A 15,601-nucleotide genomic window follows, 5' to 3' on the forward strand; every position below is an offset into this window, starting at 1 on the left:
TGCTCCACCCGTCCGCGCGCAGCCCGTACGCATTGTCCCTATCTCAGGGACTCCCGGGACGCATCCCGAGTTCCCGTACGACCCCCCTTCCACCTGGCGAGTTCTCGCCAGGAGGGCCGGGGCGGGTGGACTCAGCCCAGTTCCCGCGGGTCGTCGCCCTTGTGCAGCCGGCCGTGCCGCTTGGCCTGCTCGCGCTCCGCCTTCAGCCGCTGGCGCTCCGCCTTGGTGCGCTTGCGGCGCACGCCCACCCCGCCCATGAGGGCGAAGCCGGTGATGCGCACCCGCGGCGCGGCCGGGTCCGGCAGGGCCTCGTCGCTGCCGGACTCGTCGAAGCCGCCCATGAAGCCGAAGCCGTTGACGTCCACGTTCAGCTCCGGCGGCACGATCACGTCGATGCCGCCCATCAGGGCGAAGCAGCGGATGACGACCTCCCGGTCCTCGAAGTGCGCCTCCCTGAGGTCCAGCTCGCCGCCGCCCATGATCGTGTACGCGTTGAAGGAGCGGGGCGCCGTCCAGCGGCCCCGTCGGGAGAAGCCGCCCCACATGGCGAAGGCGACCTTCGAGGTGGCCAGGCCGCCGATGCGGTCGGCCCAGCGCACCGGGCGGTCCCCGGTGGTCGCGACCGGGGCCGCGGACGGCGACTCGATCGTGGTGCCCGGCGGCGGCAGATCGCTGACGAGTGGTTCCAGCTCGCCGTGGGTGCGCGCCCGGTAGGTGGCGTCGAGGCGGTCGTTGAACTCCTCCATCGTGAGCCGGCCTTCCGCCACCGCCTCGCGGAGGCGCTCGGCGATCCGTTCCCGCTCGGAGTCGGAGGCTCTCATCTCAGGGAGTTCACTCATACGGGGAAGGATAGTCAGCGTCCCAGGTCGCGCCCCGGCCCGAGCACGCTCCGGGTCCGCACCGCCCCGCCCCGCCCCGGGTCGGGGCCGCTCCGGCCCGCTCGCCGTGCGTTTCGATCACGCCCCGGGCCGGTCCGCGTACATCCGGGCGATGACCGCCTCGATGTCGGGCTCCCGCACCGACAGGTCGACCACCGGGTACCGCTCCGCGAGCGCGGCCACCAGCGGCGCCGCCGACTGGCCGGCGGGGAAGGCCAGCCACTGCCGCGGCCCCTCCACCTTCACCGTGCGCGCCAGCTCCAGGTCGAGCGGCGGCAGCTCGCGCTCCAGGTCGACCACGAGGGTGCGTTCGCTCTCCCCCACCTCGTGGAGCCCGGTGAGCGCCCCGTCGTACATCAGCCGCCCGTGGTCGATGACCATCACCCGGCGGCACAGCTGCTCGATGTCGGTGAGGTCGTGCGTGGTCAGCAGGACCGTGGTGCCGCGCTCGGCGTTCAGCTCGCGCAGGAACTCCCGCACCCTCGCCTTGGAGACCACGTCGAGGCCGATCGTCGGCTCGTCGAGGTACAGCACCTCCGGGTCGTGCAGCAGCGCCGCCGCGATGTCGCCGCGCATCCGCTGCCCCAGGGAGAGCTGACGCACCGGCACGTCCAGCAGCTCCCCGAGCTCCAGCAGCTCCACGCAGCGGTCCAGGTTCTCGCGGTAGCGCCGGTCGGGGATCCGGTACATCCGGTGCATCAGCCGGTACGAGTCCGCCAGCGGCAGGTCCCACCACAGGGTGGTGCGCTGTCCGAAGACCACGCCGATCCGCCGCGCCAGCCGGGTCCGCTCCCGCGACGGGTCGACCCCGGCGACCCGCAGCCGGCCGCCGCTGGGCGTGAGGATGCCGGTGAGCATCTTGATCGTGGTGGACTTGCCGGCGCCGTTCGGGCCGATGTAGCCGACCACCTCGCCGCGCCGCACCCGGAAGGTGAGCCCGTCGACGGCGCGCACCTGCCGCTTCTCCCGGCGCAGCAGCCCCACCCGCCGGCGTACGTCGAAGACCTTCTCGACGCCGTCCACCTCGATCACGTCCGGGGCCTCGACGAGGTCCGGCGCCTTCGGCGCCGCGGTGTCAGCGGTCACGACGGGTCAACTCCCTGTGCTGCGGTACGAACGGAGGCCCACCCGCCACGCCGCCCCGGCCAGCGCACAGCACCCGGCGGCGACCACGGGCGGTGCGAAGGCCAGCCACTGCGGCACGTCGAGCGGATAGGGCCGGCCCAGGACGTACAGCCCGGGCAGCCAGTTCACGAAGGCCAGCGGTACGACGAAGGTCACCCCGCGCACCAGGTCGCGGGCGAAGACCGTCGGCGGGTACTGGAGCAGGGTGTTCCCGCCGTAGGTGAAGGCGTGCTGCACCTGGGCCGCGTCCTGGGCGAAGAACTGGAAGGCGGCGCCGGCCACGAAGACGCAGCCGAAGATCACCGCACCGCTCAGCAGCATCATCGGCACCATGAGCACCTTCACCGGCGTCCAGTCGACGGTGGCGTCGACGGAGTACAGGCCGTAGCCGAGGACGAGCCCGCCCTGGGTGATCCGGCCGAGTCGGCGCAGCGCGAAGCGGTCGGCGGCGAGCTGCACCAGCACGGGCGCGGGGCGCACCAGCAGGGTGTCCAGCGTGCCGTCGCGCACCCGCCGCCCCACCCGCTCCACGGAGCCGAGGAGCAGGTCGGTGATGCCGAACGCGGTGCAGGCGATCCCGTACAGGAAGGCGATCTCCCCGAGGTCGTAGCCGCCGAGCACGTCGACGTGGGAGAACATCAGCACGATGGTGAGGAAGTCGAAGCCGGTGACGGCGAAGCTCGCCAGCACCGTCATCACGAAGGACGCCCGGTAGGCCATGGTGGAGCGGATCCACATGGCGGTGATCAGCCCGTAGGCGCGCGTCCCCTCCCACAGGGCGCCGCTGTGGCGCACGGTCGGCTCAGCCACCCTGCACCACCACCCGGCGCACCGCCGCCGACTGGAGCAGCCGTCCGGCGACCAGCAGCACCGCGGCCCAGCCGAGCTGGAACGCGTACGCCGCAAGCAGTCCGCTGCCGGTGCGCTCGCCGAGCAGGACGTCGGCCGGGACCTGGAGCACGGACGACCAGGGCAGCGCCCGGGCGATCTCGCCGAGGGCGCCGGGGAAGACGTTCAGCGGCAGCAGCATCCCGGAGAAGAACAGCCCCGTGAGCATCCCGAGCTGCAGGATGCCCGTGCCGTCCAGGAGCCAGAACGCCAGCAGGGCGAGGACGTAGCGGATGGCGAAGCCGACGACGAGTCCGAGGAGGACGGCGAGGAGGAAGGCGAGCCAGGTCAGCGGGGAGGCGGGCAGCGCCAGCTCGAAGACGAGCGCGCCGCAGGCGAGCGGGACGACGCCGCGGCCCAGCAGTTGGAAGCAGGCGCGGCCCAGGTCGGCGGCGAGCCACCACAGCTGGAGGTCGGCGGGGCGGTAGAGGTCGATCGCGACGTCGCCGGTGCGGATGCGTTCGACCAGTTCGTCCTCGAAGCCGCCGCCCATCAGCGCGCCGGCCGCCAGCAGCGCCTGCCCGAGCCAGACGTAGGTGAGGGCCTGGGCGACGTCGTACCCGCCGAGTTGGGGACGCTCGTCCCACAGGGCCATGTAGGTGTAGGCCAGGATGAAGCCGAAGACCGTGTTGGTGAAGACGCCCGCCGCGGTCGCGATCCGGTACGTCGCGTACCGGCGGAACCACCCGACGGCGACGACTCCGTACAGGCGCACGTCCGTTTCCCTCCCCCTGCACGTCTCGTTGTTCCCCTGGAAGCACCAAAGCGCAGGAGCCTAGTACGGATCCCCGCGCCCGCGCGATCGATTTGTTGGACACCGTGACGCGCGGGGGTCCAGGGGATGTCTGACCGAAAAGTGCAGTATGTGCCTATGAGCGAGCAGCCACCGCAGCAGGGGTGGATCCCCCGGGACGAGACCGCGGTCGCTCCGGCGGCCACCGCTGCCGCCGGCGGCGGCGGCGCGGGACGGCGCGGCTCCGGTCCACGCCGCAGGCGGACGGGGTGGCGCCGGCTGGTCCCCTCCTGGCGCATGGTGCTGGGCGGGGTGCTGATCGCGGCGGGGCTGGTCGTCGGCGGTTTCGTCGCCGGCTACGCACTGGTCCACATCCCGCCCGCGAACGCCATGGCCACCGCGCAGTCCAACGTCTACCTGTACGCGGACGGCACCCAGCTCGCCCGGGACGGCGAGGTCAACCGGGAGAGCGTGCCGCTGTCCCAGGTCCCGCTGAGCGTCCAGCGGGCCGTGCTCGCCGCCGAGGACCGCAACTTCCACACGGACCGCGCCGTCGACCCGAAGGCGATGGTCCGGGGCGCCTGGAACACCCTGACCGGCAAGGGCAAGCAGTCCGGGTCCACGATCACGCAGCAATACGTGAAGAACTACTACCTGGGCCAGGAACAGACGATCTCGCGGAAGTGGAAGGAGTTCTTCATCGCAATCAAGCTGGGTCGCGAGCAGAGCAAGAGCGAGATCCTCCAGGGCTATCTGAACACCAGTTACTTCGGGCGCAACGCGTACGGCGTGCAGGCCGCGGCCCAGGCGTACTACGGCAGGGACGCCGCCGACCTGACCACCGCTCAGGGCGCCTACCTGGCGTCGCTGCTGAACGCCCCCAGCGCCTTCGACGTCACCACCCATCCGGAGAACCGGTCCGCCGCGCTGGCGCGGTGGGAGTACACCCTCGACGGCATGGTGAAGAAGGGCTGGCTGAGCGCGGCCGAGCGGGCGTCGACGGCCTTCCCGGCCCCGCAGAGCGCGAAGCCCGCGACGGGACTGTCCGGGCAGCGGGGCTACGTGGTGCAGGCGGTCGAGGAGCACCTGACGGGCCACGGGATCGTGGACGAGAAGACCCTGGCGGCCGGCGGCTTCCGGATCACCACCACCCTCCAGCGGACGAAGCAGGACGCGTTCGTCGAGGCCGTGGACGACCAGGTGCTCTCCCGGCTCTCCCCCGACCGGCGCAAGGCCGACCGCAACGTGCGCGTCGGCGGCGCGGCCATCGACCCGGCGACGGGCACGGTGGTCGCGATGTACGGCGGGGTGGACTACACCCGGCAGTACGTCAACAACGCCACCCGCCGCGACTACCAGGTGGGCTCCACCTTCAAACCGTTCGTCCTCGCCACCGCGCTCGACATCGGCGCCCGCACCCAGGACGGCCGGCCCGTCACCCCGAACACCGTGTACGACGGCACGAACGAGCGCGCCGTGCAGGGCTGGAGCGGCGCGCGGTACGCCCCGGAGAACGAGGACGGGAAGTCGTACGGTCCGATCACCGTGCAGACCGCCACCGACAAGTCCGTGAACGCGGTGTACGCGCAGTTGGCGATGGACGTGGGGCCGGCGGACGTCAAGCGCACCGCGATCGCGCTGGGCCTCCCGGCGAACACTCCCGACCTGTCGTCGTCGCCGTCCATCGCGCTGGGCGCGGCGACGGCGAGCGTGCTGGACGTGACGCAGGCGTACGCCACCCTCGCCAACCACGGGCGGCACGGCGCGTACACCATCGTCGCGAAGGTGGCCCGCGGCGGCGTGGACGTGGAACTGCCGGCGGCGGACGTCGAACAGGTCGTCAGCCGGGCCGCCGCGGACACCACGACGGCGGTGCTCCAGGGCGTCGTGGAGGGCGGCACGGGCACGGCGGCGCAGTCGGCGGGCCGGCCGGCGGCCGGCAAGACGGGCACCGCGGAGGAGGACAAGGCGGCGTGGTTCGCCGGGTACACCCCCCAACTGGCGACCGTGGTCGCGCTGATGGGCCAGGACCCGGAGTCGGGCGTGCAGAAGCCGCTGTACGGGGCGATGGGGCTGCCGCGGGTCAGCGGCGGCGGGGCGCCGGCGCGGATCTGGGGGCAGTTCACCGGGGAGGCGCTGGGCGGGGCGGAGATCCTGGGGTTCGACCTGGAGGGGTCGGGGCCGGGGTCGGGCACGGGGGACGAGGGCTCGCCGTCGGCGTCGTCGTCCGCGTCGGACGCGCAGACGCCGTCGTCCGCGGCGCCGTCGACGGGCGAGTCCGTCGGCGCGACCGGTTCCCCCGGCGCACCGACCGGCCCATCGGACCCGGTGCCGCCCGCGCCGTCGGTGGACGTGCCGTCCGAGGCGCCGCTGGGCGACCTGGGGACGGTGCAGTTGCCGGGCCCGCCGGACGGGGTGCTCAGGGACGACGACGGGGGCGGGCCGGGGGCGACGGACGGAGGCACGGGCCTCCTGCCGAGTACCCGTGCCTCACGTCGTGCGCCCTGACGGGCGGTCGCCTCACGGCGCGCGTCAGTGGCCGGAGGTCGCCTTCAGGCCGACGACGGCGACGAGGAGCAGGGACACGAAGAAGATCCGCGCCGCGGTCACGGGCTCGTTGAGCGCCACCATGCCGACGATCGCGGCACCGGCCGCACCGATGCCGACCCAGACGCCGTAGGCGGTGCCGATGGGCAGGGTCTTGGTGGCCTGGGCAAGCAGGATCATGCTCGCGACGATGCCGAGTCCGGTGAAGACGCTGGGCCAGAGCTTGGTGAAGCCCTCCGTGAACTTCATCCCGATCGACCAGCCGACTTCGAGTATTCCGGCGACGATCAAAAGGACCCATGCCATGACGGCACCTCCGAGACGCTTGAGCTTCTGCAGGGGTGCGTCGTCTTTGCGGAAACCCGGTACGGCGCGTCTCGTCGGGCGTGCCCCAGCTTAACAAACGGGGGCCGTTCCCCCTGGTGAGCTGCCTCACCACCCTGCGGGCAGCGCCGCCGTACTTGTCTGCGGCCCGGTGGTGGGCATGTCACGGCACGCCGCAGACGAGCCGCAGGGAAACGGCGCGGAGTCCAGGCCCGCCGCGAAGCTACAGGTAGAGGCCCGTGGTGTCTTCCGAGCCCTGGAAGCGGTCCGCCGCGACCGCGTGCAGGTCGCGCTCGCGCATCAGCACGTACGCCACCCCCCGCACCTCGACCTCCGCCCGGTCCTCCGGGTCGTACAGCACCCGGTCGCCGGTCTCCACCGTCCGGACGTTCTGGCCGATCGCGACGACCTCCGCCCACGCGAGCCGCCGGCCCACCGCCGCGGTCGCCGGGATCACGATGCCGCCGGTGGAGCGCCGCTCCCCCTCCGGGATGTCGGTGCGCACCAGCACGCGGTCGTGCAGCATCCGAATGGGGAGCTTGTCGTGCTGGGCCTGGTGCCGGGACGACGGCTGGGTGTTCTGTTCATGGCTATTGGCGCTCACGCGTGGAAACCTACCTGCCCCGGCGCCGTCGTGGCGCCACGAGCCGGGCCCGCACCCGGATCAGCCCTTGTGCTTGCGGGCGGAGACCGCGAGCAGCCCCACCAGCCCGACGGCGACCGCCGCCACCGGCAGCAACCGCTCCAGCCGCGGCGAGCCGTCCTCCGCGACGAACTTGGCGCGGACGTCCCAGCAGACGCGCTGCACCGCGTCGAGCGCCCGGCCCTTCGCCTGGTCCACCTGTGACGCCACCTTCGCCTTGGCGTCGCCGACGATCGTCTTCGGGTGCACCCGCACCCCGATCTCGTCCAGCGTCTCGGCAAGCTGCTCGCGCCTGCGGACGATGTCCGCCTCGATCTGCGCAGGGGTCCTGGCGTCCGACACCGCGCCGCCTCCGTGGTTGTTCCGGTAGTCCTTCCTCGACAGTCTGTCAGCTCGGCGGCGCCCGCACCCCACGGCACCCCCATTACGCTCGACGGCGTACAGCACGCACGCCTTCCGAGGAGAGTCCGATACCCATGAGCGAGCGCCTCCAGACCGGCGACACCGCCCCCGACTTCACCCTGCCCGACGCCGACGGGAACGACGTCTCGCTCTCGGCGCACCGGGGCCGCAAGGTCATCGTCTACTTCTACCCGGCCGCGCTGACCCCGGGCTGCACCAAGCAGGCGTGCGACTTCACGGACAACCTCCAGCTGCTGGCGGACGCGGGCTACGACGTCATCGGCGTCTCCCCGGACAAGCCGGAGAAGCTGGCGAAGTTCCGCGAGAAGGAGGACCTGAAGGTCACGCTGGTCGGCGACCCGTCGAAGGAGGTCCTCACCGCGTACGGCGCCTTCGGCGAGAAGAAGCTGTACGGGAAGACCGTCACCGGCGTCATCCGTTCGACCGTGGTCGTGGACGAGGAGGGCAAGGTGGAGCGGGCCCTGTACAACGTGAAGGCCACCGGTCACGTCGCCAAGATCATCAAGGATCTGGGGGTCTGACGCCCGAACGGACGGACGCGCACAGCCAGTAGAGTGGGCGCGTTGGGCCCGTACCCCAGCTGGCTAGAGGGCGCCGGTTTAGGTCCGGTGTGTCGTGGGTTCGAGTCCCACCGGGCCCACGCGCAAGGGCGCGGCTCCCCGAGCGGGGGCCGCGCCCTTGCGCGTACTGCCGGGGTTGACCCGCAGGTCAGGACACCAGCTCGCGCACGACCGGCACCAGCGCGCGGAACGCCTTGCCGCGGTGGCTGATCGCGTTCTTCTCCGCCGGGGTGAGCTCCGCGCAGGTGCGGTCCATGCCCTCGGGCTGGAGGATCGGGTCGTAGCCGAAGCCGTTGGTGCCGGCGGGGACGTGCCGCAGGGTGCCGAGCAGCCGGCCCTCGACGACGCGTTCGGTGCCGTCGGGCAGGGCGAGGGCCGCGGCGCAGAAGAAGTGGGCGCCGCGGTGCTCGGCGGAGATGTCGGAGAGCTGGGCGAGCAGCAGGTCGAGGTTGGCGGCGTCGTCGCCGTGGGTGCCGGCCCAGCGGGCGGAGAAGATGCCGGGGGCGCCGCCGAGGACGTCGACGCACAGGCCCGAGTCGTCGGCGATCGCCGGCAGGCCGGTGGCGCGGGCCAGGGCGTGCGCCTTCAGCAGGGCGTTCTCGGCGAAGGTGACGCCGGTCTCCTTGACGTCGGGGACCTCGGGGTAGGCATCGGTGCCGACGAGGGCGTGCGGGAGCTCCGCGTCGGCGAGGATGGCCCTGAGTTCGGTGATCTTCCCGGCGTTGCGGGTGGCGAGGACGATGCGGGTCATGCCCCGATTATCGGTCGGCCCGTCCCCGGCTCCGTCACCGGGCCGGGGCTTGGGGACGATGGCCGGTCACGGTGAGCAGACCTTGCCGATCTCCTTGGCCGCGTCCGTGACCGGGCCCAGCTCGACGTTCGTGTCGCCGTTCTCGATGGACGTGCGGATGTTGTCGACGCCGCCGTTGAGGTCCTTGACGGCCTTGCTGAGGTCGGCGTTGTCCGTCTTGTCGGAGAGCTCGTCGAGCTCCTTCTCGATGGAGTCCAGGGCCTCGCGCGTCTTGGTGGGGTCCTCCGCTGCGGAGGAGATCGCCGTCTGGAGGTTGTCGACGCTGCTGGCGATCGAGTCGGCGGTCTCGACGCAGTCGAGCGCCTTGTCGATGGCGCTGCACCCCACGGCGACCGGCACGGTCAGAGCGATGGCGGCGAGCGTCAGTGCGATGCGGCGGCGCGCGGTCATGGGCGGTCCTCCCCCGGCCCCGGGGGCCATCCCCGGCTGGCCGGGCGCGCGGTGGGTACCGCGCGCCCGTGTCCCAGATGACGCCGCCCCGTACGACATTGGTTGCTCGCACGTCCGGGGCCGCGCTGCGGGGGAGCTACTCGGTGCTCTCCAGGGCCGCGCGCTGGAGCGCGGCGAGGTCGGCGCAGCCCGCGGTGGCCAGGTCGAGGAGGGCGTTGAGCTCCTTGCGGTCGAAGGGCTCGGCCTCGGCGGTGCCCTGGACCTCGACGAAGCGGCCGTCGCCGGTGCAGACGACGTTCATGTCGGTGTCGGCGCGCACGTCCTCCTCGTAGCGGAGGTCGAGCAGGGGGGTGCCGTCGACGATGCCGACGGAGACGGCGCTCACGGTGTCCACGAGGGGGCGGCGCCCGGCGCGGATCAGCTTCTTGCCCTGCGCCCAGGCGACGGCGTCGGCGAGGGCGACGTACGCACCGGTGATCGCGGCGGTGCGGGTGCCGCCGTCGGCCTGGAGGACGTCGCAGTCGAGGACGACGGTGTTCTCGCCCAGCGCCTTGGTGTCGACGACGGCGCGCAGCGAACGGCCGATGAGCCGGCTGATCTCGTGGGTGCGTCCGCCGATCTTGCCGCGTACGGACTCCCGGTCGCCGCGGGTGTTGGTGGCGCGCGGCAGCATGGAGTACTCGGCGGTGACCCAGCCCTCGCCGCTGCCCTTGCGCCAGCGCGGCACCCCTTCGGTCACGGACGCGGTGCACAGGACCCTGGTGTCGCCGAAGGAGACGAGGACGGAGCCCTCGGCGTGCTTGCTCCATCCGCGTTCGATGGTGACCGGGCGGAGCTGTTCGGCGGTGCGGCCGTCGATGCGAGACATGGTCAGGAGCCTATCGGCAGTACGACGCGGCCCGAGCCGGCGCCCACCCCTGCCCGGGTGCGTACGGGATCGCGGACGCTTACGGGGTCGCGGGCGCGGGTGGCCGGTGCGCGGGTGGCCGGTGTCTTGGCGTGGGCATGCGTGAGGGCCCCGCCCTGACCGGCTGCGGGGCCCCTCGCGTGCGTACCCTGAGCCCCTTGTCCGGGGCCCGGGCTCACATCATGTCTTCGATCTCCGCGGCGATGGGGTCGGCGTCGGTGCCGATGACGACCTGGATCGCGGTGCCCATCTTGACGACGCCGTGGGCGCCGGCGGCCTTGAGCGCGGCCTCGTCGACGAGGCCGGCGTCGGCGACCTCGGTGCGGAGGCGGGTGATGCAGCCCTCGACCTCTTCGATGTTGTCGATCCCACCCAGCCCGGCGACGATCTTCTCAGCCTTCGTGGCCATCTCTTCTCCCTGGTGTTGCCCGGGGCCCGGCACGGGCTCCCGGTGCTGCCTCGGCCCGCGATCGGCCGCTTCGTCACGGTAACGCACGGTTGGCCCATCTTCACGGGCGCGTGGTCACCCCGTACCCAATGATGACGATCACGGCGCTCCGCGACCGTGGTGCAACTGGTCTACACCAGTCTGCGACAACTGCCAAACCAGGGCCGGGTCCGGCCGAGCCAGGGAGGAAGTGTCGATGGCGTCCGCGAACCCCGCAGCACGGTCGCAGCCCACGCAGCCGTGGCGGAGCCGCCTCTACCAAGGGCTCCAGAAGATGGGGCGCAGCCTCCAACTCCCCATCGCCGTACTGCCCGCGGCGGGCATCCTCAACCGTCTCGGCCAGCCCGGGATCTTCGGGGCCGAGGGCCTCGGTTGGGACGCGGTCGCCAAGGTGATGGCGGGCGCCGGCGGCGCACTGCTCGATCCGGAGCTGGGGCTGCCGCTGCTGTTCTGCGTCGGGGTCGCGATCGGGATGGCGAAGAAGTCGGACGGCTCGACGGCGCTGGCCGCGGTCGCGGGCTTCCTCGTCTACCACGGCGTGCTGCGGCAGTTCCCGATCGACTGCACGCCGGGGTCGGCGAACGTGGGGGCGGGCTGCCGGGCCGCGGACGGGACGTTCTCCCTCTTCATGTACCAGAACCCGGGGGTGTTCGGCGGGATCGTGATGGGCCTGCTGTCCGCCTTCTTCTGGCAGCGCTACCACCGCACCAAGCTGGTGGACTGGCTGGGCTTCTTCAACGGCCGCCGACTGGTGCCGATCATCATGTCCTTCGTCGCGATCGCCTTCGCGGCGCTGTGCCTGTGGATCTGGCCGCCGATCGGCACCGGGCTCGAACACTTCAGTGACTGGCTGGTGGGGCTCGGGGCCTGGGGCTCGGGCATCTTCGGCCTGGCGAACCGGGCGCTGCTGGTCATCGGGCTGCACCAGTTCCTCAACGTGCCGATCTGGTTCCAGCTCGGCAGCTACACCAAGCCGGACGGCACCGTGGTGCACGGCGACATCACCATGTTCCTGGCCGGCGACCCGAACGCCGGCCAGTTCACCAGCGGGTTCTTCCCGATCATGATGTTCGCGCTGCCCGCCGCCGCGCTTGCGATCACCCACAGCGCCTTCCCGCACCGGCGCAAGGAGGTCGGCGGGCTGATGCTGTCCGTCGCCCTGACCTCGTTCGTCACCGGGATCACCGAGCCGATCGAGTACTCGTTCCTCTTCGTGGCGCCGGCGCTGTACGCGATCCACGCGGTGCTCACGGGTGCGTCTATGGCGGTGACCTGGGCGCTCGGCGTGCACGACGGCTTCAGCTTCTCGGCCGGCCTGATCGACTACGTCATCAACTGGAGCCTGGCCACGAAACCGTGGCTGATCATCCCCATCGGGCTCTGCTTCGCCGTGGTCTACTACGTCCTCTTCCGCTTCGCGATCACCAAGTTCAACCTGCCCACCCCCGGCCGGGAGCCGGAGGAGCTGGCGGAACGGCTGGAAGAGGACAACGTCAAATAGCAACGTCACACGGCACGGGCCGCGTTCGCGGCAGCCTGGAGGGCCCTCGGGACGACGTCCCCGAGGGCCCTCTTGCCTGAATTGTTACCTATGTTCCACGCCACAGAATTCGAAGGTTCCTTATCTATCCCTGACCCGTTCGGCCGTGCTACAACAGGTCTAAACCACTGACTGGTTTAGACCACGCGGCCTCCTGCTGTGCCGTGCGGCCCTTTCTGTGATCCCCAAGACGTCGCCCTCCCCCCAGATTCGTCCCCCGGGCGACGCCTGCCTTCCTGGAGGATGTACATGTCCACGGCTAGCGCCGCTCCCGCGGCCCAGAAGAAGAAGGGCGCGGGTGCGATGGCTGTCATGCAGCGCATCGGCCGCAGCCTGATGCTCCCGGTCGCCGTGCTGCCGGCCGCCGCGCTGCTGGTCCGGTTCGGACAGCCCGACATGCTCGGGCGCGAGTCGTTCCCCGAGCTGCTGCAGAAGATCGCCGGATACATGTCGGCCGGCGGCAACGCGCTGCTCGACAACATGCCGCTGCTGTTCGCCGTGGGCATCGCCATCGGCTTCGCGAAGAAGTCGGACGGCTCGACCGCGCTCGCCGCCGTCGTGGGCTACCTCGTCTTCAAGAACGTCCTCGCGCAGTTCACCGACGACAACCTGCCGCAGATCGCGAAGGTCGTCGACGGCAAGATAGTCATGCAGGACGCCCCGGTGGACGCCAAGGTCCTCGGCGGCGTGGTGATGGGCATCGTGGTCGCCCTGCTCTACCAGCGCTTCTACCGCACCAAGCTGCCCGACTGGGCCGGCTTCTTCGGCGGCCGTCGCCTGGTCCCGATCCTCTCCGCCTTCGCGGGCCTGCTCATCGCGATCGTCTTCGGTCTGATCTGGCCGGTCCTCGGCACCGGTCTGCACAACTTCGGCGAGTGGCTGGTCGGCTCCGGCGCGGCGGGCGCGGGCATCTTCGGCGTCGCCAACCGTGCGCTGATCCCCGTCGGCATGCACCACCTGCTGAACTCCTTCCCGTGGCTCCAGGCCGGCGAGTACGAGGGCAAGAGCGGCGACATCGCCCGCTTCCTGGCCGGCGACCCCGAGGCCGGCCAGTTCATGACCGGCTTCTTCCCGATCATGATGTTCGCGCTGCCCGCCGCGTGTCTGGCGATCGTGCACTGCGCCCGCCCCGAGCGCCGCAAGGTCGTCGGCGGCATGATGTTCTCGCTCGCGCTGACCTCGTTCGTCACCGGCGTCACCGAGCCCATCGAGTTCACCTTCATGTTCATCGCGCCGGTGCTGTACGCGGTCCACGCGGTGCTCACCGGTGTCTCCATGGCCCTGACCTGGGCACTGGGCATGCGGGACGGCTTCGGCTTCTCCGCCGGCGCGATCGACTTCCTGCTGAACCTGGGCATCGCGTCCAACCCGTGGGGCCTGGCGCTGGTCGGCCTCTGCTTCGGCGCCGTGTACTACGTCGTCTTCCGCTTCGCGATCACCAAGTTCAACCTGCCGACCCCGGGCCGGGAGTCGGACGAGGAGCTCGCGGAGCTCCAGAAGGCGGAGGCCAAGTAGGCCGCCGCTGCGTGACACGAGGCCGTGGCCCCCGGGTTCTCCCCCGGGGGCCACGGCCTCGTTCCGTACGTGTCAGACCTCAGACCCACGCGTCAGACCGTGTACGTGCGACCCGTCGCCGCCAGCTCCACCGGGCCGTCGTACACCGCGCGCGCGTCCGCCGCGTTCCGCTCGCCGTCCGTCCACGGCGGGATGTGCGTCAGCACCAGCCGCCCCGCGCCGGCGCGCCGCGCGTGCTCACCGGCCTCGCGGCCGTTGAGGTGCAGCCCGGGGATGTCCTCCTTGCCGTACGTGAAGGACGCCTCGCACAGGAAGAGGTCCGCCCCCTCCGCCAGCTCGTGCAGCGGCTCGCAGACCCCGGTGTCCCCGGAGTACGCCAGCGTCCGCCCGCCGTGCTCCAACCGGATGCCGTACGCCTCCACCGGATGGGCCACCCGCTCCGTGCGCACCGAGAACGGGCCGATGTCGAAGCTGCCCGGCTTCAGCGTGTGGAAGTCGAAGACCTCGCTCATCGAGGACGCGGAAGGGGTGTCCGCGTACGCCGTGGTCAGACGGTGTTCCGTGCCCTCGGGGCCGTACACGGGCAGCGGGTCGCAGCGACCGCCGTCGTGGCGGTAGTAGCGGGCGACGAAGTAGCCGCACATGTCGATGCAGTGGTCGGCGTGCAGATGGCTGAGGAAGATCGCGTCGAGGTCGTACAGACCGATGTGGCGCTGCAGCTCGCCCAGGGCGCCGTTGCCCATGTCGAGGAGCAGCCGGAAGCCGTCGGCCTCGACGAGGTAGCTCGAACAGGCCGATTCCACGGACGGGAACGACCCCGAGCAGCCGACGACGGTGAGCTTCATGGAGCTGTGACCTCCGTGGACGGGGAGGGTGGCGGTGGCTGGGTCGTGCGGTCCGTCGAGCGTAAAGCGCAAAACCGGCGCCCGCTCCTCCAGGGCGGGGCGTTGTGGGGGAACTCACCTGCCCTGTCACCGATTCGGCGGGCGCGCGGCGCACGGGCCGGCGCACGCAGGTCGTGCGGGGTGCGGGGCCCGTCGGTACGGTCGAGGGGTGAACTCGTCGTGGTGGTTCGTCCTGGGCGGACTGGTGGTGGTGCTGGCGCTCGTCGTGGCGGTGGTGGACGCGCGCGGCCGGGCGCCGGCGCGCCGCCCCGCGCGGGGTCGACCGCCGGTTCGGCCGCCCGGGCGACCCGTGCCGCGGCTTCCGGCCCGCCCGAAGCCGGGTGATATCTGGTGGGCGGACGTCCCGTACGAGGACGGCCCGGGGTCGAAGGACCGCCCGTGTCTGGTGCTGTCGGTACGGGCCGGCCGGGCGCGCGTCGCGAAGATCACCACCCGCGGCGACGGGTTGCGGCCCGGGGTGATCCCGCTGCCGCCGGGGACGGTGGGCGACGCGCAGGATCGCCCGAGCTTCTTGGAGACGGACGAGGTGCGCGTGGTCCGGCTGGCGGCGTTCCGCCGCCGCGCGGGCGTCCTCCCGCGCGCCTTGTGGCCCCGCGTCCCCGACCTGCGCGCCTAGCCCCTGCGGGTTTCCCTGCGGGATGCTTAGGTCCGCGGATGCGCCGTGGCCGCTCGCGCCCCTGACGACCCCGCGGTTCCCCTGCGGGACGGTTCGGTCTCTGCGGCCCGGTGGTCGGTTGCTCGCGCAGTTCCCCGCGCCCCTAAATGCCCTCCCGCCGTAGCCGCACAGGAGCACTTACCACTGCAGACCGGTGGTCGGTTGCTCGCGCAGTTCCCCGCGCCCCTAAAAGCCCTCCCGCCGTAGCCCCACGGGAGCACTTACCACTGCGGACCGGTGGTCGGTTGCTCGCGCAGTTCCCCGCGCCCCTAAAAGCCCTCCCGCCGTAGCCCCACGGGAGCACTTACC

17 protein-coding genes, 1 tRNA gene and 1 riboswitch are annotated in these 15,601 nt (G+C 71.6%); of the genes, 6 read left to right on the forward strand and 12 right to left on the reverse strand.

What is annotated here, in order from left to right; all coding sequences use genetic code 11:
- Positions 1-131: 131 nt before the first annotated feature.
- From ABZ842_RS10160 to ABZ842_RS10175, 4 genes are all read right to left on the reverse strand, one after another.
- Positions 132-821, reverse strand: a complete 690-nt coding sequence (locus ABZ842_RS10160) for a DUF1707 domain-containing protein (protein ID WP_361535161.1) — start codon at positions 819-821, stop codon at positions 132-134.
- 135 nt (positions 822-956) lie between these two features.
- Positions 957-1,964: an ATP-binding cassette domain-containing protein gene (locus ABZ842_RS10165; protein ID WP_361534763.1), complete on the reverse strand. Its 1,008-nt coding sequence runs from the start codon at positions 1,962-1,964 to the stop codon at positions 957-959.
- A gap of 6 nt (positions 1,965-1,970) precedes the next feature.
- Complete coding sequence (locus ABZ842_RS10170; protein ID WP_361534766.1) at positions 1,971-2,813, reverse strand: ABC transporter permease; 843 nt, start codon at positions 2,811-2,813, stop codon at positions 1,971-1,973.
- Positions 2,806-3,606, reverse strand: coding sequence for an ABC-2 family transporter protein (locus ABZ842_RS10175; RefSeq protein ID WP_361534769.1), 801 nt, complete (start codon positions 3,604-3,606; stop codon positions 2,806-2,808). The genes ABZ842_RS10170 and ABZ842_RS10175 overlap by 8 nt, the downstream gene beginning before the upstream one ends.
- 156 nt (positions 3,607-3,762) lie before the next feature.
- Here ABZ842_RS10175 and ABZ842_RS10180 point away from each other — a divergent pair, with 156 nt between their 5' ends.
- Positions 3,763-6,132 carry a transglycosylase domain-containing protein gene (locus ABZ842_RS10180; protein WP_361534772.1) on the forward strand — a complete coding sequence of 790 codons (2,370 nt, stop codon included), beginning with the start codon at positions 3,763-3,765 and terminating at the stop codon, positions 6,130-6,132.
- A 24-nt stretch (positions 6,133-6,156) separates the two neighbouring features.
- Here ABZ842_RS10180 and ABZ842_RS10185 read toward each other — a convergent pair whose 3' ends face one another.
- From ABZ842_RS10185 to ABZ842_RS10195, 3 genes are all read right to left on the reverse strand, one after another.
- Positions 6,157-6,477, reverse strand: coding sequence for a multidrug efflux SMR transporter (locus ABZ842_RS10185; protein WP_361534775.1), 321 nt, complete (start codon positions 6,475-6,477; stop codon positions 6,157-6,159).
- Positions 6,478-6,511: 34 nt separating this feature from the next.
- Positions 6,512-6,587, reverse strand: a riboswitch (guanidine-III (ykkC-III) riboswitch).
- Between the two features lie 131 nt (positions 6,588-6,718).
- Complete coding sequence (locus tag ABZ842_RS10190) at positions 6,719-7,021, reverse strand: co-chaperone GroES (protein ID WP_361535164.1); 303 nt, start codon at positions 7,019-7,021, stop codon at positions 6,719-6,721.
- A gap of 138 nt (positions 7,022-7,159) precedes the next feature.
- A complete protein-coding gene (locus tag ABZ842_RS10195; RefSeq protein ID WP_361534778.1) occupies positions 7,160-7,480 on the reverse strand; it encodes a DUF3618 domain-containing protein in 321 nt (106 codons plus the stop codon).
- A 134-nt stretch (positions 7,481-7,614) separates the two neighbouring features.
- Here ABZ842_RS10195 and bcp point away from each other — a divergent pair, with 134 nt between their 5' ends.
- On the forward strand, positions 7,615-8,082 hold the full coding sequence (bcp, locus tag ABZ842_RS10200; protein WP_361534781.1) for a thioredoxin-dependent thiol peroxidase: 468 nt from the start codon (positions 7,615-7,617) through the stop codon (positions 8,080-8,082).
- A gap of 44 nt (positions 8,083-8,126) precedes the next feature.
- Positions 8,127-8,201, forward strand: a tRNA-Leu gene (locus ABZ842_RS10205).
- 68 nt (positions 8,202-8,269) lie between these two features.
- Here ABZ842_RS10205 and rdgB read toward each other — a convergent pair.
- The 4 genes from rdgB to ABZ842_RS10225 form a co-directional block, all read right to left on the reverse strand.
- Complete coding sequence (gene rdgB, locus ABZ842_RS10210; protein WP_361534784.1) at positions 8,270-8,872, reverse strand: RdgB/HAM1 family non-canonical purine NTP pyrophosphatase; 603 nt, start codon at positions 8,870-8,872, stop codon at positions 8,270-8,272.
- A 66-nt stretch (positions 8,873-8,938) separates the two neighbouring features.
- A complete protein-coding gene (locus ABZ842_RS10215) occupies positions 8,939-9,322 on the reverse strand; it encodes a hypothetical protein (protein WP_361534787.1) in 384 nt (127 codons plus the stop codon).
- Positions 9,323-9,458: 136 nt separating this feature from the next.
- Complete coding sequence (gene rph / locus ABZ842_RS10220; protein ID WP_361534790.1) at positions 9,459-10,190, reverse strand: ribonuclease PH; 732 nt, start codon at positions 10,188-10,190, stop codon at positions 9,459-9,461.
- Between the two features lie 214 nt (positions 10,191-10,404).
- Positions 10,405-10,638: a PTS glucose/sucrose transporter subunit IIB gene (locus ABZ842_RS10225; protein WP_361534793.1), complete on the reverse strand. Its 234-nt coding sequence runs from the start codon at positions 10,636-10,638 to the stop codon at positions 10,405-10,407.
- 235 nt (positions 10,639-10,873) lie between these two features.
- Between ABZ842_RS10225 and ABZ842_RS10230 the strand changes: the two genes are divergently transcribed.
- Both ABZ842_RS10230 and ABZ842_RS10235 read left to right on the forward strand, forming a co-directional pair.
- Complete coding sequence (locus ABZ842_RS10230; RefSeq protein ID WP_361534796.1) at positions 10,874-12,178, forward strand: PTS transporter subunit EIIC; 1,305 nt, start codon at positions 10,874-10,876, stop codon at positions 12,176-12,178.
- 288 nt (positions 12,179-12,466) lie between these two features.
- A complete protein-coding gene (locus ABZ842_RS10235; RefSeq protein ID WP_361534799.1) occupies positions 12,467-13,732 on the forward strand; it encodes a PTS transporter subunit EIIC in 1,266 nt (421 codons plus the stop codon).
- A gap of 92 nt (positions 13,733-13,824) precedes the next feature.
- On the opposite strand, the gene ABZ842_RS10240 is transcribed toward ABZ842_RS10235, so the two are convergent.
- Complete coding sequence (locus ABZ842_RS10240) at positions 13,825-14,577, reverse strand: MBL fold metallo-hydrolase (protein WP_361534802.1); 753 nt, start codon at positions 14,575-14,577, stop codon at positions 13,825-13,827.
- Positions 14,578-14,785: 208 nt separating this feature from the next.
- Between ABZ842_RS10240 and ABZ842_RS10245 the strand changes: the two genes are divergently transcribed.
- Positions 14,786-15,253, forward strand: a complete 468-nt coding sequence (locus tag ABZ842_RS10245) for a type II toxin-antitoxin system PemK/MazF family toxin (protein ID WP_361534805.1) — start codon at positions 14,786-14,788, stop codon at positions 15,251-15,253.
- Positions 15,254-15,601: the final 348 nt, after the last annotated feature.

The organism is Streptomyces sp. NPDC047315 (assembly GCF_040643215.1).
Classification (GTDB): domain Bacteria; phylum Actinomycetota; class Actinomycetes; order Streptomycetales; family Streptomycetaceae; genus Streptomyces.

Excerpts from the sequence above, each read along its gene's own strand:
- rdgB (WP_361534784.1), bottom strand. The coding sequence starts at position 8,872 with ATGACCCGCATCGTCCTCGCCACCCGCAACGCCGGGAAGATCACCGAA.
- bcp (WP_361534781.1), top strand. The coding sequence starts at position 7,615 with ATGAGCGAGCGCCTCCAGACCGGCGACACCGCCCCCGACTTCACCCTG.
- ABZ842_RS10180 (WP_361534772.1), top strand. The coding sequence starts at position 3,763 with ATGAGCGAGCAGCCACCGCAGCAGGGGTGGATCCCCCGGGACGAGACC.
- ABZ842_RS10185 (WP_361534775.1), bottom strand. The coding sequence starts at position 6,477 with ATGGCATGGGTCCTTTTGATCGTCGCCGGAATACTCGAAGTCGGCTGG.
- ABZ842_RS10215 (WP_361534787.1), bottom strand. The coding sequence starts at position 9,322 with ATGACCGCGCGCCGCCGCATCGCACTGACGCTCGCCGCCATCGCTCTG.
- ABZ842_RS10160 (WP_361535161.1), bottom strand. The coding sequence starts at position 821 with ATGAGAGCCTCCGACTCCGAGCGGGAACGGATCGCCGAGCGCCTCCGC.
- ABZ842_RS10190 (WP_361535164.1), bottom strand. The coding sequence starts at position 7,021 with ATGCTGCACGACCGCGTGCTGGTGCGCACCGACATCCCGGAGGGGGAG.
- ABZ842_RS10240 (WP_361534802.1), bottom strand. The coding sequence starts at position 14,577 with ATGAAGCTCACCGTCGTCGGCTGCTCGGGGTCGTTCCCGTCCGTGGAA.
- ABZ842_RS10235 (WP_361534799.1), top strand. The coding sequence starts at position 12,467 with ATGTCCACGGCTAGCGCCGCTCCCGCGGCCCAGAAGAAGAAGGGCGCG.
- ABZ842_RS10225 (WP_361534793.1), bottom strand. The coding sequence starts at position 10,638 with ATGGCCACGAAGGCTGAGAAGATCGTCGCCGGGCTGGGTGGGATCGAC.
- ABZ842_RS10230 (WP_361534796.1), top strand. The coding sequence starts at position 10,874 with ATGGCGTCCGCGAACCCCGCAGCACGGTCGCAGCCCACGCAGCCGTGG.
- rph (WP_361534790.1), bottom strand. The coding sequence starts at position 10,190 with ATGTCTCGCATCGACGGCCGCACCGCCGAACAGCTCCGCCCGGTCACC.